19 protein-coding genes are annotated in these 20,835 nt (G+C 40.8%); 8 read left to right on the top strand and 11 right to left on the bottom strand.

Going from position 1 to position 20,835, the window contains the following annotated elements:
* The first annotated feature begins 11 nt into the window (after window positions 1–11).
* The 5 genes from RZ44_RS07550 (at window position 12) to RZ44_RS07530 (ending at window position 7,061) form a co-directional block, all read left to right on the top strand.
* Window positions 12–1,232 carry an ABC transporter permease gene (locus RZ44_RS07550; protein WP_035810057.1) on the top strand — a complete coding sequence of 407 codons (1,221 nt, stop codon included), beginning with the start codon at window positions 12–14 and terminating at the stop codon, window positions 1,230–1,232.
* Complete coding sequence (locus tag RZ44_RS07545) at window positions 1,229–2,353, top strand: ABC transporter permease (RefSeq protein WP_035810052.1); 1,125 nt, start codon at window positions 1,229–1,231, stop codon at window positions 2,351–2,353. The genes RZ44_RS07550 and RZ44_RS07545 overlap by 4 nt, the downstream gene beginning before the upstream one ends.
* Window positions 2,340–2,996, top strand: coding sequence for an ABC transporter ATP-binding protein (locus tag RZ44_RS07540; RefSeq protein WP_035810049.1), 657 nt, complete (start codon window positions 2,340–2,342; stop codon window positions 2,994–2,996). The genes RZ44_RS07545 and RZ44_RS07540 overlap by 14 nt, the downstream gene beginning before the upstream one ends.
* Before the next feature lie 134 nt (window positions 2,997–3,130).
* On the top strand, window positions 3,131–3,622 hold the full coding sequence (locus RZ44_RS07535) for a dihydrofolate reductase (protein ID WP_035810047.1): 492 nt from the start codon (window positions 3,131–3,133) through the stop codon (window positions 3,620–3,622).
* A 202-nt stretch (window positions 3,623–3,824) separates the two neighbouring features.
* Complete coding sequence (locus RZ44_RS07530) at window positions 3,825–7,061, top strand: efflux RND transporter permease subunit (protein ID WP_035810045.1); 3,237 nt, start codon at window positions 3,825–3,827, stop codon at window positions 7,059–7,061.
* Window positions 7,062–7,105: 44 nt separating this feature from the next.
* Here RZ44_RS07530 and RZ44_RS07525 read toward each other — a convergent pair whose 3' ends face one another.
* From RZ44_RS07525 to RZ44_RS11045, 9 genes are all read right to left on the bottom strand, one after another.
* A complete protein-coding gene (locus tag RZ44_RS07525) occupies window positions 7,106–7,582 on the bottom strand; it encodes a glutathione peroxidase (protein WP_035810044.1) in 477 nt (158 codons plus the stop codon).
* A 189-nt stretch (window positions 7,583–7,771) separates the two neighbouring features.
* Complete coding sequence (prpB, locus tag RZ44_RS07520; RefSeq protein ID WP_035810041.1) at window positions 7,772–8,689, bottom strand: methylisocitrate lyase; 918 nt, start codon at window positions 8,687–8,689, stop codon at window positions 7,772–7,774.
* A 6-nt stretch (window positions 8,690–8,695) separates the two neighbouring features.
* Window positions 8,696–10,201 (bottom strand): tripartite tricarboxylate transporter permease, encoded by a 1,506-nt coding sequence (locus RZ44_RS07515; protein WP_035810038.1) that lies wholly within the window; start codon window positions 10,199–10,201, stop codon window positions 8,696–8,698.
* Window positions 10,202–10,214: 13 nt separating this feature from the next.
* A complete protein-coding gene (locus RZ44_RS07510) occupies window positions 10,215–10,664 on the bottom strand; it encodes a tripartite tricarboxylate transporter TctB family protein (RefSeq protein ID WP_052108893.1) in 450 nt (149 codons plus the stop codon).
* A 24-nt stretch (window positions 10,665–10,688) separates the two neighbouring features.
* Window positions 10,689–11,684, bottom strand: coding sequence for a tripartite tricarboxylate transporter substrate binding protein (locus RZ44_RS07505; protein ID WP_052108889.1), 996 nt, complete (start codon window positions 11,682–11,684; stop codon window positions 10,689–10,691).
* Between the two features lie 135 nt (window positions 11,685–11,819).
* Complete coding sequence (locus RZ44_RS07500) at window positions 11,820–12,488, bottom strand: response regulator (RefSeq protein WP_052108886.1); 669 nt, start codon at window positions 12,486–12,488, stop codon at window positions 11,820–11,822.
* On the bottom strand, window positions 12,469–14,091 hold the full coding sequence (locus RZ44_RS07495) for an ATP-binding protein (protein WP_035810031.1): 1,623 nt from the start codon (window positions 14,089–14,091) through the stop codon (window positions 12,469–12,471). Before RZ44_RS07495 ends, RZ44_RS07500 begins: the two co-directional genes overlap by 20 nt.
* 104 nt (window positions 14,092–14,195) lie before the next feature.
* On the bottom strand, window positions 14,196–15,620 hold the full coding sequence (locus RZ44_RS07490) for an SLC13 family permease (protein ID WP_035810029.1): 1,425 nt from the start codon (window positions 15,618–15,620) through the stop codon (window positions 14,196–14,198).
* A gap of 42 nt (window positions 15,621–15,662) precedes the next feature.
* The gene (locus RZ44_RS11045; RefSeq protein ID WP_052108885.1) at window positions 15,663–16,295 is read right to left on the bottom strand and encodes a TetR/AcrR family transcriptional regulator; all 633 of its coding nucleotides are present in this window, start codon (window positions 16,293–16,295) and stop codon (window positions 15,663–15,665) included.
* Between the two features lie 115 nt (window positions 16,296–16,410).
* Between RZ44_RS11045 and RZ44_RS07480 the strand changes: the two genes are divergently transcribed.
* Window positions 16,411–17,145, top strand: coding sequence for a glucose 1-dehydrogenase (locus RZ44_RS07480; protein ID WP_035810027.1), 735 nt, complete (start codon window positions 16,411–16,413; stop codon window positions 17,143–17,145).
* A gap of 29 nt (window positions 17,146–17,174) precedes the next feature.
* Window positions 17,175–17,927, top strand: coding sequence for an SDR family NAD(P)-dependent oxidoreductase (locus RZ44_RS07475; protein ID WP_035810025.1), 753 nt, complete (start codon window positions 17,175–17,177; stop codon window positions 17,925–17,927).
* Between the two features lie 64 nt (window positions 17,928–17,991).
* Here RZ44_RS07475 and isaB read toward each other — a convergent pair whose 3' ends face one another.
* Both isaB and RZ44_RS07465 read right to left on the bottom strand, forming a co-directional pair.
* On the bottom strand, window positions 17,992–18,555 hold the full coding sequence (gene isaB, locus RZ44_RS07470) for an immunodominant staphylococcal antigen IsaB family protein (protein WP_035810022.1): 564 nt from the start codon (window positions 18,553–18,555) through the stop codon (window positions 17,992–17,994).
* A gap of 192 nt (window positions 18,556–18,747) precedes the next feature.
* A complete protein-coding gene (locus tag RZ44_RS07465) occupies window positions 18,748–19,827 on the bottom strand; it encodes an aldo/keto reductase (protein ID WP_035810021.1) in 1,080 nt (359 codons plus the stop codon).
* Window positions 19,828–19,955: 128 nt separating this feature from the next.
* Here RZ44_RS07465 and RZ44_RS07460 point away from each other — a divergent pair, with 128 nt between their 5' ends.
* Window positions 19,956–20,804: an SDR family oxidoreductase gene (locus RZ44_RS07460; RefSeq protein ID WP_026859437.1), complete on the top strand. Its 849-nt coding sequence runs from the start codon at window positions 19,956–19,958 to the stop codon at window positions 20,802–20,804.
* The last annotated feature ends 31 nt before the right edge of the window (window positions 20,805–20,835 follow it).

Genomic DNA, 20,835 nt, shown 5'->3' with positions numbered 1-20,835 from the left:
ATGCGTCAGCGATGAGAAAAATGAAGCATATATTTGTATTCATCGCTAACGACATCAGCAGACTTAGGAGGAAGTGGCTGACACTTCCTCTTATTTTCATTTCACCGGTCATTTTTCTGAGTCTTGTGATCTGGATGCTGAGTTCATTTCTGTCGTTTGATGATCCGGATAAAATGTCTGTCGGTCTCGTCAATTTAGATGACAGCGAAGAGACGGAAATGATTGTATCTGCACTTGCCGATTCGGCCGATGTTGCAGACGGATTTGAGATGACGGTACTGTCAGAAGCGGATGCAGAAATGATGATCGAAAATAATGAGCTGGTCTCTTATATAATATTCCCCGGGAAATTTACGGAAAGAATGATGCAGGGGGAATCCAGTGAATTGGTTGTCGTTGGTAATCCCGATATGAAGCTTGAAAGTTATGTCATCAGCAGCGTGATTGACACGGTCGTGAGGCATATCAGAAACTCACAGGCGGGAATATTAACAATTAACCACTACGCAAAAGAATTTGGTATGAATGATGAAGAGCGTCATGAATTGATTTTTCAGGAGTTTGTCAGCCAGTTTATTCAGGTGCTTTCAAGTGGAACCTTAATGGATGAACATGAGAGAACCCAGAATGTCAGTGCGGGGAATCTGTATTTTATCGTAAATGCGCTGTTTATCATTATGACACTCTGGGTGTATATGCTCTATACAGCGTTAATGCGTGACGTGAGCAGCAATCTCGAAGACCGCATGCAAGTGTTCGGTGTCACTTACCTCTCCCGCGGTGCAGCAAAAGTACTGACTGTCGGCACGCTTGTCACGGCTGCATCAGCCTTTATAACATTTTGGGTTCTGTTTTTCGGCGGTATTGAACTGGATTTTGAAAATATGATACGGCTGCTCGTTTTAATTGTGCTCCATATATATACGACGGTAATCATTATGGTTATTATCGACTGGCTCATTCCGTCGTTTAAACTGGGTATCGTTGCACAGCTGGCATTCCAGATATTGATTATATTATTTGCAGGGAGCATTATTCCCAGAATCTATTTCCCGTTGTATATGGACCGGATATTTGAATATATGTACAGCTACCAGGGATTATCGTGGATGGAAGAGATTATTTTAAACGGCCGGTTTACGATGGAAACTGACGTTATGATACTGACACTTGCTGGTGTTTCGGGCTTATTTTTAGTACTGGCTGTCTTAAAGGAGCGTGGATTATTATGACTGATATGATCTATGCAAGATGGCTGCTTATAAAACGCCGGCTGCCGAAAATACTGATATGGCTTACACTGCCACTCTTTTTGACGCTTGCAGCATCAGCAGTATTTAATAATACCAGCGATGATTTCAGGGTGCCTGTTGCGGTTATTGTCCATGAACAGAGTGCTGAAGCGGATTATTTTGCAGAAGGACTTGCCGGCAGCGAGTTTATGGACGTTGAAGTATTTGATGACACAGAAAGTCAGGCTGTGTTAAGAGAGCTTGAACAATATCAGCTGGACAGTGTATTCATCTTACCGGAAGACTATGAAGAAAAAGTGCGTGACGTAAAGCGGAGAAACTTAATAGAGACGTATTTTACAGATCGTTCGATTTATTATGAACCGGCAAAAGAACTTGCGGCATCGGTCATCCAGGAACGGATGGGAGCATACGGCACAGTTGATTTTGTAATGAATATGCAGGAAGAGATGCTTGCTGAAAATGAAGTGTCGGGTGAGGAAATTGCTGCTGAACGCGAGCGTATTGAGACCGGTACAAATCTCGTGCAACAGGTGTTTTATTTCCACGGTGAACGGACGGACACAGAGGAACAGACAGGTTTAAACCCATGGGCGGTATGGGCCTATATTACGCTGATTATTACCATTTTTACATTCGACTTTGTTACACGTGAAACCGTCGGTGGAGCAGGTGTCAGATTTACGTTTATGAAGTATTCCTACAAGTCATTTATGATACTGACCTTCGTATTGATGACCGGCCTGATGCTGGTCATAGACGGCATTACCTGGATGATAATCAGTGACAAGCTGTCGGCGGATATCAGTCTGCTGTCACTCGTTATGTACAGAATTGTTGTTAACAGCATCGCTTTTCTGCTTGCATCAGCCGTGAGCACACCGGTAAAGCTCTATCAGCTGGCAATTGCGGTGGCAATGACTGTTCTTGTACTCCATGTTGCAATGCCGGTCATTATTTCCGTTACAGGGATACATGTCATTTCGGCACTTCATCCGGTACGGATTTTTACAGAAAATAATTTAAACATTCCATGGCTGATTATACTTATACTGCTGATGTTTGTTTGGATGTGGAGGGATAGTAATGCTCGAAGTTAAGTCGGTTAATAAAAGCTACGGCAGACGTCGTGTACTGGACGACTTTAGCATGACGGCAAAACGCGGAGAAGTTATTGGTCTCGTCGGTGAAAACGGCGCGGGTAAATCAACTCTCCTGAAGATTTTAGCCACATTGTCTAAACCGGACTCCGGTGAAGTGTATTTAAACGGCAAATCGTACAGGAAGCATTTTAAAGCACACAGAAAAAGAATCGGTTATGTCCCTCAGGATATCGCTGTATGGGAAGATCTGACTGTACTTGAAAATATGAAATTCTTTGCCAGGCTGTCACCGGTCAAAAAAACTCTACCGGAATTAAAAGGACTCCTGAATAACATACAGCTCGACAGACATGATACGAAAGTTAACAAACTCTCAGGTGGAATGAAACGGAAATTAAATCTGGCAATCAGTTTAATTAACGACCCTGAATTTCTGCTGCTGGATGAACCGACGGCAGGTATAGATTTGAAATCCCGAATAGAAATTGGAGAGTTTTTAAAAACAATGGCGGTCAATAACGATACACTTATTATTTATACTTCACATGATATGAGTGAAATTAAAGAAGTGTGCGACCGTGTTGTTGTGATTGGACAAGACTCGTTCTACCGGGAAATCCTGGCTGATTATATAAAATAACATGGAGCGTTACTTTATAACGCTCCATGTTATAAGCGTTGGTGTGTATGGATTCTCCAAATCAATGAATAATCAGGATGGTATCCGGGTATATATTTTATAAGAAACATCCGGGTGTTAAAGGAGAGATGTATATGCTCGCTTATGTTTGGGCTGAAGATGAGAACAGACTGATTGGTAAAGGTGATGCACTGCCGTGGCGCCTGCCTGCAGATGTGGCCTTTTTTAAAAAAATTACAATGCGCGGAGATATCGTCACGGGACGTAAGACTTATGAAACAATTCCGAACAGGCCCCTTCCAGGCCGGAAGAATATCGTGCTGACAACCCGGCAGGATTACGAGGCACCGGGTGCGATTGTTGTGCATTCAAAAGAAGAAATTCTCGAGCTTGAGAGAAACGGCGATGAAGACCTTTATATTATCGGCGGTGCGGTACTGTTTAAAATGTTTGAAGATGAAGTCGATGAATTATACCGGACGGTCATTCATAAAACATTCGATGGCGATACGTACTTCGATGAGAATTTTGACTACAGTAAATTTGAACTGGTTGAAACAGAAAAAGGTATCGTTGATGATAAAAATATATATGAGCATACATTTGAATTATGGAAAAGGAAATAACCATTGAAACCAAAGCCCCGGAACTGATTAATTCCGGGGCTTTACTTACTCCTTCGACTCAATTCCGACACTTCTTATTAGTTTCAGGCACATATAAAATTATTTTTTATTGAATGTGTTCAACTACTTTATTATGATTATAAGGGATTATATAACAAGCCGCCGGCTTAAATAAATGAACGAATATATAAGGAGAGTACATATGAAAATATCGGATTTTTCCATACGACGTCCCAAGTTTACAATCGTCGTTATGATAATACTTATGCTGCTTGGAATGGTGTCATTAACAAGACTGCCGCTGCAGCTAATGCCGAACATTCAGCCGCCTGTTGCGGCAGTGGCTACTACGTATCAGGGGGCAGGGCCTGAAGAAGTAATGGAGGATGTCACAAAACCGATTGAGTCGGAATTGTCATCCATAAACGGCCTGACAAATATATCATCTCAATCACAGGAGAACTCCTCCATTGTTATTTTGGAATTCGGCTATGATATGACGATTGATGAAGTGGAAAGTGACATTACAAGAGCGCTTGAGAGTGTTCAGCTGCCGGATCAGGCTGGAGACCCGTCATTCCTTGAATTTGATATTTCCATGATGCCGAGTATCCAAATGGCCGTCACATCGAGTGGTGATGATATCGCTGAATATCAGGGACAGGTAGATAATTTAATTACTGCACTTGAGAATATTGAAGGTGTTGCATCGATTTCACAAAACGGTACGGTTGTTGAGGAAATACAGGTTAATCTCGATGTAGATGCCCTGTCGGAAGGGAATATGAGCCAGAGCGATGTTGCCGGGCTGATTGAGGCAAACAACATCTCGATACCGAATGCCACAATTGTCGATACCGAAGACCGTACTGCCATCTCGACACGTACAATAAGCGATATCGACGGTGTTGAAACACTAAGTGAGCTGGTCATTGCCGACCTTCCCGGAGGTAAAACGCTGACACTTGATGATATTGCAGACGTCTCCATAGAAGAACAGGACAGCAACTCGATTACGAGACTCAACCAGGATAATGCACTTTCTATTGATGTAATGCTTGCATCAGATGCCAATGCATCGAACGTTAACAGCGAATTCAATGAGGTACTTGATGAAAAACTGGAAGAAGATGAATTCAGCAACTTAACCGTTGAAACGCTGTACGATGAAGGTGAATATATCGATCTCGCGATTAACAGTGTATACACTTCTCTGATTTCCGGAGCAATACTTGCAATGGTTATTCTGTTTGCATTCCTGCGCAACTTAAAAGCACCGTTAATAATCGGACTGGCTATACCATTCTCGGTTATCACAACGTTTGCACTGCTCTTCTTTACAAATATAAGTATTAACTTAATGACACTTGGCGGACTGGCACTCGGTATCGGGATGCTTGTCGATAACTCTGTTGTTGTAATAGAAAATATATACCGTCATCTGTCAATGGGTAAAAATCCGGGGAAAGCAGCAAGTGACGGAACGAAAGAAGTCGCCTCTGCAATTATTGCATCAACACTGACAACTGCAGCCGTATTTGCTCCTGTGGTTTTCGTCAGCGGCCTTGTCGGCCAGCTGTTTACACCACTGGCGATTACTGTCGTATTCAGTCTCTTTGCATCACTGTTCGTCGCATTGACAGTTGTGCCGATGATTGCGAGCCGCATACTGGATGCGCCTGAGGAGAATATAGAAAAGGTCCGTACTGAAAGACCATATATGAAACTGCTGACAGGATTTACACGCTGGACTCTGCAGCACCGCCTGCTTGTAATGATTATTACTGTACTGCTTATGGCGGCAGGTATTTCAGGTGTCATCAATCAGGGTATGACATTAATGCCTGAAAGTGATGAAGGCGCGATTACTATTGAAATAGAAAAAGAACAGGGTACGATTTATGATGATACTTTTGAAACAGTTCAGCTTATCGAAGATCAGCTTGAAGACTATCCTGAAATTGAAATGTATCTGAGCAGCGTCGGATCACTCCAGCCGATGATGTCGATGACAGAAGAAACTAACAAAGCGAGTATTACAGCAACGCTGGTCAGTCAGTCTGACCGAAATGTAACTACAAATGAATTTATCGGCAATATAGAAGATGAGATGGGGGTATTGGATGAATCAGCAGATATTAATGTGATTCCGATGTCGCAGTCCGGTATGAGCTCGGAACCGAATACTCTGATGATGAGAGTGTCTGACGGCAACGCAGAGCGACTAGCTGAATCCGAGGCAATTATTATTGAGGAACTTGAAGCAGACAGCGATATTGAAGGTGTTGCTTCGAGCAGAGAAGACATGGTGGAAGAAATGCAGATCAGGGTCGACCGTGCAGCTGCACGGGAGAACGGTCTGCAGCCTGCACAAATAGGTCAGGCATTGTACGAAGCATCAAATGGTATCATGGCCTCAACTGTTGAAGCGGATGATGAGTTCATGTCCATCAACGTGAAATATCCGGATACGTACCTTGACAGCGTGTCGAATTTTGAAACACTTGAGATTCCGAATGCTGAGGGTGAATACGTGGCGGTCAGTGAAGTTGCAACACTTGAAGAGGCGGAAATGCTGCCGTTAATTACGCGCAACGACCAGGAAGAAACAAGTGAACTGACAGTAACTTATTCTTCAGATATGTCTCTTAATGAAGCAGGCACATACGTCGAAGATATCGTTGCAGGCGCAGACTTCAGTGAAGATACTCACTATTCTGTAGGGGGAGATCTTGAAATGCTTGGGGATGCGATTCCTCAAATGCTGCTCGCAATCGTCTTAGGTGTAGTATTTATCTACCTGGTCATGGTTGCACAGTTTGAATCGTTTAGACATCCGTTTATCGTTATTATGGCAATGCCGTTAAGTATTGTCGGTGTCATGGCGGCACTGGTACTTACAGACAGCCCGTTAAGCGTTGTGTCATTCGTCGGTATTATAATGCTGCTCGGGATAGTGGTCAACAACTCCATACTGCTTGTCGACTATACGAATCAGCAGAAAGAAAAAGGTATTCCGACAATTGAAGCGCTCGAAATCAGTGTTCAGCACCGTTTCCGTCCGATTATTATTACAGCACTGACAACAGCGCTTGGTATGCTACCGCTGGCAATGGGTATCGGTGAAGGCGGAGAGATGATTGCACCTATGGGGACAGTAGTCATCGGTGGACTCGTCAGCAGTACGTTCTTTACACTGTTTGTAATTCCGATCTTTTACAGCTATATCGACAAAGAAACACGCAACATGCATAAGAAGTATATGACGCCTGAAGGCGAAATCATTACTCAAAAAGATATCGATGCTGAAAAACGTAAAGAAGCACAGACAGAACAGATGAATGTTAATGAAGTGAATGAAGAAGAAGAGGAAAGAAATTATATCGATGAGATGCAAAGACTAATCGATAAAATGAAAAATAATAGCAATAGAAAATGAAAAATACCTTACCGGAACAATTCCGGTAAGGTATTTTTATATTGTTACAACAGTTCCTGTATAAGGCTGTCCATTTTCTTGGGTTCGTCCTTAGGTCCGAATCTTTTTACGACTTCACCGTTTCTGTCTATTACAAATTTAGTGAAGTTCCATTTGATTTTACTGCCGAGCAATCCGCCCTGCTGTTCTTTTAAATAAGTGTACAACGGGTGTTCATTCTCACCGTTAACATTAATTTTTTCATGAATTGGGAAAGTAACGCCGTAATTAATTTTGCAAGACTCAGCAGCCTCTTCCGCGCTGCCCGGCTCCTGATTGGCAAACTGGTTACATGGGAAACCTAGAATGATAAACTTCTCATCTTTATATTGCTGATACAGCTTTTCAAGTCCGTCAAACTGTCCGCTTAAACCGCATTTTGTTGCTGTGTTAACGATAACTATTACATGGTCTTCGTACTTATCGAGTGTGTAAGTGCTGTGGTCTTTATTTTCAACTTCTATATCATAAATACTGCTCATTGATTATCCCGCCTTATTTTTAATTTGAGTATACATTTATTAATTAAAAAATGTAATGATTACGGCTTGGAATTCAAGCGTAGAATATAAAATGGGACCGGGACATAAAATAAATAATATTCTTCGGCAAGAGAATTACTGTTTCAGATAATATAGCCGATTCTACTATTGGGCGCACTATATACTTGCTCAGTCATCTACTTGTTCACCGGGCAGTACTGTACGGGCAATTTTTGAATCCATTTCTTCATATTCGTGCAGTTTTAGAATTTCATACAGCTCTTTACGAGTCTGGAGTTTATCCAGTACAGATTTCTGAGTACCTTTTTCTTTTATTACTTTATAGGTTGTTTCGATATTATAAGCAGCAGCTCTGAGTGACGTTACAGGAAAAATAACCAGATTGATTCCTATTTCAGAAAAGGTTTCAAGATCAATATAATCTGTTTTTCCGAATTCAGTCATATTAGCAAGTACAGGAACATTAAATTCTTTTCGCATAAAGCGGAAGTCATCTTCAGAACGCATTGCCTCGGGAAATACGATGTCGGCACCGGCTTCTATATATGCGTGAAGCCTTTCAGTCATGCCTGGCATCCCTTCCACAGCATATGCATCAGAGCGTGCAACAATTTTAAGCGTTGGGGCAGTCTTTTTAATCATTTGAATCTTTTTAACCATATCATCTTCAGAAATCAGTTTCTTTCCGTTTAAATGTCCGCATTTTTTAGGAATCTGCTGATCTTCGATTTGAACAGCAGCTACCCTTGCTTCGACCATTTCGAGACATGTCCGTGCAACATTTAAAGGTTCTCCAAACCCGTTGTCGATATCAACCAGCAGGGGAAGATTTGATGCTCTTATAATTTCGCGTGCACGGCCGGCGACATCTTCCAGAGTCAAAAGCCCTATGTCAGGAATACCCATACTTGCCGACAGTGCGCCACCGGAAAGATACAGATGATTAAAACCGCATTTTTTTGCCAAAAGGGAGCTCATGCCGTCATGAGCTCCCACAATTGGTAATGCATTATCATTTTTTACATGTTCCATAAAATCTGAAGCCAGCTGCTGCTGGCTTTTTGATTCTTCAATAATCCAAGTCAATTTTCATCATCCTTTATTATCAACTTTTACTCTTGAAAGACGTCCAAGTATCATAGGAAGGAATACAGATGACACAGTTAATACTGCAAATAAAATTGCAATTGGTGAAGCAGTCATCATTGCAAAGACATTATCGTAACTTACACTTGCCATTCTGAAGTTCTGTTCCAGCTGGTGGCCGATTATAACTGCAAGAATCAGCGGTGCAGTAGGAATGTTAAGGATCTTCATAAACAGACCGATAACTCCAAAGATCATCAGAATAGAAAAGTCGACAATACTGTATCCGAGTGTGTATGTTCCGATAAATGCCAGTACTAAGATAATCGGATAGAGTACTTTAGGCGGTGTTTTTAAGATTTTAATTAAGAACCCGATTAAAAGTATATTCATAATAACAAGTGCGATGTTACCGATAGCTAAACTGTTAATGAATGTCCACACAACATCCGGCTGGTTCTGAAACAGCATCGGTCCGGGCTGCAGTCCAAGCATAATGAGAGCACCGAGAATTACTGCGGTTGTACCTGAACCGGGGATACCCATAGTAAGCATAGGTATAAATGCACCGATTGCCGCTGCGTTATTCGAAGACTCCGGTGCAGCGAGCCCTTCAGGTGCTCCTTTACCAAATTCTTCACTCTTTTTGGATAGCTGCTGCTCAGTTGAATAACTGATCATTGAGGCAATGGAACCGCCGGCCCCTGGAAGTATTCCTATCAGGAAACCGACAGGAGACTGGCGGAGAGTCGGCCAGAATGAACGCTTCCACTGCTCTTTTGTAATCCAGGTTTTACCTACACTCTGTTTAATTCTCTGACTGTCGTCATTAAGAAGTAAAATGTTGTAGAGCACTTCCCCGACAGCATAAATACCGATAATAACTACAAGAAAATCGATTCCTTCGCTCAGGTGCGGGATATCAAATGTATAACGATATACACCTGACTGTGAATCCACACCAATTGTAGTTATAAGAAGACCAAGGGCCATTGAAACAAACCCCTTTATCATATTTCCTTTTGCGAGAGAAACTACAGCTGACAGTGTGAATAACAGCAGGAAGAAGTACTCTGCAGGTCCAAACTGCAATGCAAAGTTTGCTAATGGTTTGGCGAGAAATACAAATCCGATAATTGCTACGGTACCACCAACTAAAGAAGCAAGAGTTGCTAATGTTAAAGCCTGCCCGGCCTGCCCTTTTCTTGTCATTGGGTATCCGTCAAATGTTGCTGCGATTGCAGATCCGTCACCCGGTGTATTGAGTAAAATCGAGCTTCTGGAACCGCCGTACATTGCTCCATAGTAAATTGCTCCAAGAAGAACAAGCGCGCTTGTAGAGTCCATTCCAAATGTAATCGGAATAAGAACTGCAATCGCTGTGGCAGGGCCAAGGCCCGGAAGCATACCGACAATTGTTCCCAGCAGTCCGCCGAGAATAATAAATATTATATTTTGGAGGCTTAAGGCTGTTGTTAAACCTTCCAGAAAACTATTCCAATCTACACCCATCGATAAGCCTCCTTTATGGCAAGCTGACGCTTAACAGTTCTGAGAACGTGTACCATGAAATAAATGAAAACAAAACTGCTACAGTAATATTCATTATCCATTTGCGTCTTCCGTTTATTAAAAATAATAAAGCTCCTAAAAATAACACTGTCGAAATTAAAAATCCGATGCGTTCAAATAATAATGTGTAACCTAAACAGAATACCATCACAACAACAACTTTTACTGTCAGTTCTTTATCAGCAAATATCTTAAATGCTGTGAAGGCTTTCTTCTTGTCTTTGATTTCCGACAGAATATAAAGAATTGACAATCCTAAAAGTGAAAACCCTATCAGCAGCGGGTAGTTCATTGCTGCTGTAGGATTTCCAACTTTGGACTCAGGTAAGTTAAATGTCAGTATCAGATAGATTACGGAAATTACCAGTATGATTGAAGGTACTATAAATCTAATGATCTCCACCCACTTTTCCGTATTTTAATTATGTTACTCAGTTAAGCCTGCTTTTTGCATAAGATCTTCATACATTGCACTCTGTTCTTCAAGGAAAGCACTCGTTTCTGCGCTGTCCATGTAGTAGTCTTCCCAGCTGTTATTTTCCAGAACCTGCTGCCATCCTTCGGTTTCGACCATTTTGCCGAATGTTTCATCCCAGTAAGCTATTTCTTCTTCTGTCATATCAGGCGGTCCCATGATTCCTCTCCAGTGAGGGAAAGTAAAGTCGATGCCCTGATCCTGCCATGACTGAATGCTTTCGTCTTCCGGAATTGGTGCATCTGCAGTTGTAGCAATAATGTTGATGCTGCCGTCCAGGTGCTGATCAAGTGATTCTGAAAGTGAAAGTGTCGCAACGTCAATATGTCCGCCCATCAGAGCAGTCAGAATGTCTCCGCCACTTTCATAAATCATATAATCAAGTTGTGATACGTCTACTCCATAATCTTCAGCAACACGTACGAATGAAAGATGGTCATTGTTTCCAAGAGCCGGTCCTACACCGATTTTCAATGATTTAGGATCTTCTTTCAGCTGATCGAGCATCGCAATCCCGTCTTCAATTTCAGAATCACCGGGAACTGCAACCGTCATCCACTCTGTTGCAAGAATTGCTAATGGTGTGAAGTCTTCGTATGTAAGCTCACTTTGACCTAAAAGGTTATTAGCGATTACAAGACTCGAGTTAATTGAAATCGTATGACCGTCTTTACCTTTAAGATATTGCCAGCCGACTTCACCGCCGCCTCCCGGTTTGTTAACAACATTCATATTTGATTCAACAAGTCCCTCTGAATCAAGAACATTTTGCATAGCACGTGCTGTAGTATCCCAGCCGCCTCCTGGTGTTGCAGGTGCAACGATTTCAAGATTCTTTGTAGGATAAGCTGCTTCCGAATCTGCTGAACTGTCACCGCTGCTGCACCCTCCGAGCACTAGAGCAGCGGATAACATGATTCCTGAAAATATTTTCATATGGCCTTTCATAAAATACATCCCCTTCCAATAGTTTGAAAATTCATTTTTCGTTACTGCTACCCATCTTAAATAGACAACCTTAAAATGTAAACGCTACCAAAGTTAAAAATATAAAGAACTTTATGTTATTAAAAAACATAAAGTTCACGATAGGTTCTTTCTATACTTTTTTTCAGGCCGTCCCTTATCTCCAAAATCCTGAGAAACAGTCAGCTTTCCCAACTCTCTCATGTATTCCAAATATCTTCGGACCGTTGTTCTGGAAGTTCCCAAATGCTCACCCAGCTGGGATGATGTCCATTCATGCTGGTTTGAAAAAACTTCTTCAATCTTTTTAAGTGTCAATGGGTCAATGCCTTTTGGAAGACTGTTTACCGCAGGTGTCCCTATGCGCCCGAAATACATATCTATATCATCTTGTTCCAGTTCAATTGATTTTGAAAGAGTCACATTTTTCTTTTTATAGTCATTAACAGTCTCACTTAATTTATCCAGTTTCACAGGCTTGACTAAATAGTATAGTGCGCCGAGCTGCATCGCATTTTTAACCTTTTCACTTTCCTGACTTGCTGTTACTACTATAAAGTTCATATAAGGATATTGTTTTAAAACATTTTCTATTAATTTATCACCATGCATATCGGGGAGGTAAATATCTACAAGCATGAGATTAATATCGTGGTTCTGTATGGTTTTTAGACTCTCAGCTGCATTCAGAGCAATGTGTATCTCGTCTTCAGGTGCATTTTTCAACAAGTATTCCTTATACATTTCTGCTATTCTAAAATCGTCTTCAACTATAAGAATTTTCAATATTATATTCTCCTTCCTCGGCTATAGGAACTTCAACGGTGAATACAGTTTGACCGTTCCTGGATTTGACGTCTATATATCCTTCGAGAAGCTCAACATTTGCAGTAACGTTATAAAGTCCGTAGCCTCTGTTGATACCGCCGTTCTTAGTCGAATAACCCTTTTTAAAGATGTTCTCCTCATCATTTATACCGCAGCCGTTATCCTGAACTGCAATTTCCAGCCATCCGTCAAAATAACCGATATAAAAATTGATTTCAGGTTCATTCTGATCGAGCACTGCTTCAATGGAATTGTCAATGAGATTACTGATAATAGTAATCAGAGAATTAATTTTATGTTTATTGGAAATAGGAATCATCTGGCTCTGATTATTGATTTTGAAATTAACCTGTTTTTCAGCGGCTTTATTCATTTTGGCAATCAGCAGAGCTTTTATTCGGTCTTCTTCGATACCAATCAGGTTTTTTTCATATAAATCCAGATTATCTATTTCATCATCAAGTACATCCCGTATGCCATGATATTTTTGCATTTCCAGCAATCCTGAAATAAGGTGAAGTCTGTTTTTATATTCATGACTTTGTGCTCGTAAATCATCAAAAAGTGATTCTACAATGGTTAGTTTATTGGAGAGCTCTGACATCTCTGTCATATCTCTTAATATAATGACGTGACCGGAACGTTCTTCTTTTTCGTAGAGATTATTAACAATAACAACAATTTCTTTGTCGTCTAAATAAGTTTCAAAGTATCTGATACCATTATTGCTGTCATTTTGATTTAAATATCTTTCTAAATCATTTTGAAAGTAATCATGGATATTATTATTCATGTGAGTATCTGCAGAGTTTCCAAGATATTTACGAGCTGCCTTATTAACATAAATAATTTTTCCGGATAAATCAGCCGCAATGATCCCTTCATCCAGAGCTGAAAAAATATTTTCCCGGTTTTTAAGAATCATAGTAATTTCTTTTGGTTCATAACCTAGTGTCTCTGATTTTATGTATTTTCCAAACCATCTGCTGATAAAGAAACTTAGAATGATGAAAAAGATAATAATGAATGAAAGCTGATACAGTTTATTCAGCACTTTCTCAGTAATTTTACTTTCAAAATAACCGACTTTAACTACGCCGCTCAATTGCCTAACTTCATTTCCCGTATAGACAGGAGCTATGGCTATAACAGCAGGTTCTATATACTTATCGGTTACCTCCGTATAGTAAGCACCAAAAATATTCGCACGCATGTCTTCCTCGTATGGTTCATGTTCCCCAATCATTGAAGGGTTTGGATGGGACAGAATAGTTCCTCCTTTATTTTTCACGATAACGAAATCTATATCATTCTCAAAAATATACTGATTGGTCAGCGTCTGAATTTTTTCATTATCTTTTAAATTATCACTGTCAGTTATTGATGGTAAAAAAGAAATAGTTTTTGCAGATTGGAGAGTCAGTCTTTTTGCATTGTCGTAATATTCATTGCCTGAGTGATAAAGGTAAAAAGCTGACAATGAAATGATGATTAGGCTTATAACGCCAATCAATATCCCATTAATTTTAGTTTCAAGGCTTACTTCTAAAAAACGCTTCATATATAATCATTCTTTCTCAAGTAGACTATTGCCTATTATAACAGAATAGAAATCGCATTGATGCTGCTTTTGAATCAAGAGATTAAATTTTCAAATAATTATTTTTACAACCATAGCGTCCAATAAGTGGATGCAGCGATTATTGCAGTGATAATGAATATACCTGTTGAAAATGCAGCGATTATATAATGATCTTTTTTACTGAGAACTCCTGATTGAAATGCAAAATATGATGTGGGTGAATGTATGGGCAAAATATTTGTACCGCCGACAATTAAAATTACAAGAAATGCAAGACTTAATGCAGGTATGTTAGTGATGTCTGCATAAGAAACTACGATAGGAAAAATTACTATTATGGCAGATGAAGGAACAATAAATATCATTCTGAATACAAATGTAATCAAAGCAATAAGTACAGTTTTAAAAATCAATCCGGAATCCTCGGGAACAAACTGCATCATATGTTCTGCTATTACTACAGCTGTTCCATTCTGATCCAGTAAAATACCGATGGAAAAAGAGGCGCCGAGAAGCAGAAAGCTTTCCCAGTCAAATGCTCTGATATCTGTATTATTCAGCAAACCGATTTTCGGAATTGAGTAAATAACGAGCAGGATCATTGGCGGCAGCAAGGTCGGAACGACATTATTATCTGTTAGTGCCCATACTATAATCATCATCAAAAAAGTCATTATTACAAATTGGAACCTTTTTCTCTCCCGTGGTGTTTCAAAATACTTTTCAGGCTGAATTGCTTTTTGGACCTGGCTGTCCGGAGTTTCGGATGGATAGGAATATTTAAAGTAATTCCATGCAAATATATTTACGATAAGCAGCGCCAGCCAAAGCGGCGGTGCAATAATAAGAAACCATTCCAGCCATCCAAGATCAGCAACATTGTAGTCATTTAAAAGCTGAGCTGCTAAAACCGGGAAGCCTCCGCCGGTATAGACTATAATAGTTCCGTTCTGATTCATTAGTCCGATAACATATAATGCATACTTCTTGAAAACACTGTGATTTGAAAATCCGAATGAATCATTCAATCTGTCTACGAATGGCAGCAGCATTTTAAGCCGTGCGAATGCGGAGGGCATAAGTGCAGGGAGTATTGCAATCAGTACCGGCAGTGCAACAGCTATCGCTTTAGGACCTTTTTCATTCAATCTCAGCAGCTGCGAGGCGACGACTTTATCGACACCGGTCTTCACAAGCACTCTGCTTAATATAGTTAAAATTAAAATGAAATAAAGCGCAGAAGATAGAAATCCGCTCATTGCACTTTCGACTGAGTCTACAAGTCCGAGAATCATCATCATCGCGAGAAGAAGTATACTCGCTGCTCCTGACGGCAGAGGAGAAATGGTCCATAGATAAATGGCAAGTACAAGAAGCCCCACAGTTCTTCGCTGTTCAGGTGTGAAATCCTGAAGAAAAGTCGATGGAGCAATAAAGATAAGAAGTATAAAAACCAGTATTACTGAAATATTAAATGTCATTGTAAATCTTGTTCTATTTAATCTCATCACAATCCCACCAGCTCTATTCCCCTTAAGATGAATATATTTTTAAGATTCTCTGAGTCTTTCCATATACATGTCATGCATAATTTTTAACTGGGTGCTGATACCCGGGTGCTTTTCCAATGTCATAATACCTTTCATCAGCGCAAGCTTCCGTGCGAAAAGACTGTAGTTATTAATCATCGTCATAATTTCATCGGTAACACCCTCGCCGGAAGGCAGTGTATTATCGGTCTGACCTTCTTGGACAATTTTGCTTACGATATTGGAAATATCATTGCGTATGGCGAAGTAATCTTTTGCTTCTGCTGCAAAATTATCGAACTCGCTGATATTCGATTCAAAGACATCGATAAACTTCGATTTCTTTAATGCACCGGGATTATCAAGTCTATTTACTCTCGTAAAGATTGATTCGACTTTTTCAATGCCGGTTATCTCCTGTTTACTGATATCACAGTAAAAATCGAGTTCTTCAGTTAATATCTGATTGGCAACTGCGATAATAAGCATCTGCTTTTTCGGGAAGTATCTGAAAAGTGTTGCGACACCGACTTCAGCTTCTTTTGCGATATCCTGCATCTGCACGCTGTCCCAGCTGCTTTCTATCAGCAGTTTTTCGGCAGCATCGATAATAGCCTTATGACGGCGTTCTTTGTTTGCCAGCTGTTTTGACATACAATCTTCCCCTTTCAAATATTAATTATAATGCATGTCTAAATATTAGCATAACAGTTAAATTAGCGTTATAATTATATTGAGAGTCAGACTATCATTGTTGGAGGATTATAATATGACGAAATTATTAGACAAAGTTGCAATTGTTACAGGCGGAGCAAGAGGTATGGGAGAATCACACGTACGCCGTTTCGTTGAAGAAGGCGCTAAAGTTGTATTTACTGATATAAATGAAGAAGTCGGCGAGAAACTGGCTGCTGAACTTGGAGATAATGCACTGTTTGTAAAACACGATGTGACTGACGAAGCAGGATGGCAGGAAGTTATTGAGAAAACAGAAGCGGCTTTCGGTCCGGTTAACGTTCTTGTAAACAATGCAGGAATCAGCATGAGCAAGAGCATTTTTGATATGTCAGTTGAAGATTATAAAAAAATTATCGATATTAATCAGGTTTCTGTCTTCCTTGGTATTAAAGCAGTATTACCATCAATGCAAAAAGCTGAAGGCGGTTCAATCGTGAACATTTCATCGATGAACGGAATTGTCGGCGGTGCAGTTGGCTATACAGACTCTAAATTTGCTGTCAGAGGGCTGACAAAAGCAGCTGCGCTGCAGGTTGGACACCTTGGTATCAGAGTAAACTCTGTGCATCCGGGTGTAATCGAAACACCGATGGTTACTGAAGGCGATGCAGTGGAACAGATTAAAGAGTTCGCGAAGCACATCCCAATGCGCCGCATGGCTCAGTCGGAAGAAGTGACAAATATGGTGCTGTTCCTGGCATCAGAAGAATCAAGCTATTCTACAGGATCTGAATTCATTATTGATGGCGGCTTAACAGCAATGTAAGTTAAATTGTACAAAATGGAGTGATCAGTATGAAATTAAAAGATAAAGCAGTTATTATTACAGGCGGTGCCGGCGGGATAGGCAGCGGTATGGCAAGAGCGATGGCAAAAGAAGGTGCTAAAGTAGCGATTGTTGATCTGAACGAAGAACAGGGCAACGCGGTACTGAGTGAACTTCAGGAAATATCACCGGATTCAATGTTCATTAAAGCGGACTTAACAGAGCGCGAAAAACTGCATGAAATCGTCGATACTGTTGTGGAGAAATACGGCAAACTCGATGTGCTTGTAAACAATGCACATGCATCCAGACAGGTGAACTTTGAAGATACAACACAGGCAGATATGGACTTCTCATTCGACACAGGATTTTATCCGACATTTTATCTGATGCAAAGTGCATTCCCGCATCTTAAAGAGTCTAAAGGCAGCGTAATTAATTTTGCCTCCGGTGCAGGTCTTGAAGGGCAAAAAACACAAACGGCATATGCAGCAGCAAAAGAAGCGATCCGTGCGATTTCAAAAGTTGCAGCAAACGAATGGGGAGAATATGGTATTAATGTGAATATCATCAGCCCAATCGCAATGACACCGGGGGTTGAAGCGTGGTCGAAAGAGCACCCTGAAACATTCGAAGCAATTGTTTCCAAAGTGCCGATGAAACGCTGGGGAGATCCTGAAAAAGATATCGGTCCGATAGCTGTGTTTTTAGCATCAGAAGATTCAAATTATATGACAGGCCAGACACTGATGGCTGACGGCGGTTCAATACAGATCCGCTAATCATAAAAAGAGACCTCACGGCATATCATCATTAAACTGCCGGAGGTCTCTTATTTTTATTCTTTTAGTAAGAACTGCTGTAACCGATTGTTCCCTGGGTTACAAAATCATTTTCTACTTTGAATGCTATAACGTTTTTCTCAGCTTCGTCTTTCTGGTCGCCGAGTTTATATACATACGTTTCGTATTTATCATCTTTATCTTTTTTTACTTCGTAGTCGTCCCCGTATGCTTCAGTTACTTCATCAATTGATAAAGTTTCTTCCTGAATCGGGAAGACGACTTTAGTTGCTGTTCCTCCGCGAAGTGTAAACTTTTGATCGTGTTCTTCAACAAACTCGGATTTCTTCTTCGCACGTTTTTCGTAATCAGTTTCTGAAGCTTCAATAGCGTGGCCGTTGAATGCTAAATCACCGTCTTCTTCCAGTGTTTTTATAAGAGCATCGTTAAGAAGGAAGTTTCCATCACCGTAACCTGTATCGCCTTGATATTTATAATTTGAATTTTTAGATTCTGCTGCTTCGACTGTATTCATACCGTCATCTCCGCTTGCAACATGTGCGCTTGTAACGACAGTAGCTGCAATTCCCGCTGATGCCAGCACTTTAACTAATTTGTGCATGTTCATTTGGAATCATCTCCTAAAGTTGTATAGCTTAAGTCCTAATTGTTGCACAATTTTTTATTAACTGCAATTGATGTCAGGAGATACAGGAGTAATGCGTAGCGTTATATTATAACGCCCTGCTTTAAAGTGCTGTTATGACAGTGTTTATAGCGCTCGTGCAGATGTTTCACGTTAAACAATTTTTTTTAATAATTATATTTCCTGATCTTTCTGCGTCATCGTTTTGTTATACGCTTCGAGGTATACTTTTTCCGATTCAGAAGCCATATCCATCGTGTTCATTGCGCGGTGCCAATGAGGGTAAATTGGTTCAAGAGCAGTAAAATCTGTAATTTGTGAAACGTCGTCATCGGATAATTGCAGCGTATAAGAAGCCACATTTTCATAAAGCTGTTCCTTGTTGCGTGCAGCGATAATTACCGAGTCGACATTGGGTCTGTCGCGAAGCCACGCGAGAACAACCTGCGGTACTGTGGCATTGTGTTTTGATGCAATATCCTGGAGCATTTCAACGAGGTTATAAAAGAATTCTTTATCTTTCAAGTACGGCTCGGCCCATCCATTGCCCTGGCGTGTGCCAGGCTGTGCTTTTTGGTTTCTGGTAATTTTGCCATTCAGCATACCTTCACCTAACGGCGACCAGATTGTGTTGCCAATTCCAAGCTCTGTCCCTGCAGGCAGCAGTTCATACTCCGCCTCGCGTGATTCAGGTGTGTAGTAAATTTGATGTGCGGCTGGCGGAATAAGATTATTTTCCACTGCAAATGTGTGTGTTTTTGCTAACGACCAGCCGCTGTAATTTGAAACTCCCCAATAACGGATTTTACCTTTTTTAATCAGGTCATTCATTACCTGGACTGTTTCGGAAACAGGCACACGTCCGTCCCACATATGAACATAATAAAGATCCAGATAATTCGTCCCGAGACGTTCCAGTGTTTTATCAATTGTGGATTCTATATTAATGCGAGTTGCACCGCCGTCATTAGGTCCGCCTTGAATCTGCACACCGGTCTTGCTGGCAATCGTCATATCTTTACGCTTATTGCCCAGCGCTTTGCCGAGTACAATTTCTGCATCACCTTTCGCGTACAGATTTGCTGTATCGAAATGGTTAATGCCGTGATCGAGCGCATAGTCGACAAAATGATTTGCAGTTTCCTGCCCCATATCCGCAGCGCCTTCAAAACCGTTTGTGCCGCTGAATGGAATTGTCCCAAGAGAGTACTTCGAAATATTTAAACCTGAATTACCCAGTAGTTTGTAATCCATCATTATCCCTCCATCTTTAAACAGTATTTATATTCCCGCCATATTTATTTGTAATCACTATTCTGAAATTAAAATCATTTATACAGGGTATATAGTCTAATGAATCAAATTAACAGGAGGGTTATTTAATGACTCAGACAGTTCTTATTACAGGTGCCGGAACAGGCTTCGGTAAAAATATTGCATTTGCACTGGCGGAAAAAGGCAATCCGGTGATTGCAACGGTGGAAGTGATGTCGCAGGTCTCAGCGTTAGAGCAGGAAGCGCGCGAACGCGGTGTGACGATGCAGATTGAGAAACTGGACGTAACAAATGCTAAAGACCGTGAGAAAGCATGGACGTGGGATATTGATGTGCTGGTGAATAACGCTGCAGTCAAAGAAGGCGGTTCATTAGTTGATATACCGGAAGAGAATCTACGCCATCAGTTCGAGGCTAACGTTTTTGGACCGATACTCTTAACTAAAGGATTTGCCCGTAAAATGGTAGAGAATAAGAGCGGACGTATCGTGTTTGTATCGTCGGTATCAGGGATTACAACAAATCCGCTGTCCGGCCCGTATTCAGGTTCCAAGCATACTGTAGAAGCCTTTGCACTGGCATTGAGTAAAGAGCTTCAGGAATTCAATGTGGAAGTATCAACGATTAATCCAGGACCTTATTTAACCGGATTTAATGACCGTGAATTTGAAACGTGGAAAAACTGGGAGACAGATCTCAGTGAAACGGTATTTGATTACAGTAAAACGGCATTCCCGAGTGAACAATTCGACCCTCACGAAGTGACGGAACCGGCAATTAAAGTCATACTCGGTGAGACTAAGCAATACCGCAACGTCATTCCTGAGAAGATGGTTTCAGGGCTGAAAGAAAAACAGCAGGCTGTATGGGATAAGAAAACAACTGACGGTCTCGGCGAGCGTAACGAAACAGTACAGAAATCATATGACATTGAACCGGGAACTCCGGCAGAATAGTGAATACAAAAAAGTCCGCTTAATTTTTGAA

Source organism: Jeotgalicoccus saudimassiliensis, assembly GCF_000756715.1.
GTDB classification, from domain to species: domain Bacteria; phylum Bacillota; class Bacilli; order Staphylococcales; family Salinicoccaceae; genus Jeotgalicoccus; species Jeotgalicoccus saudimassiliensis.
Note: the sequence above shows the minus strand (reverse complement) of the source record. Positions and strands in the feature narration are given on the sequence as shown.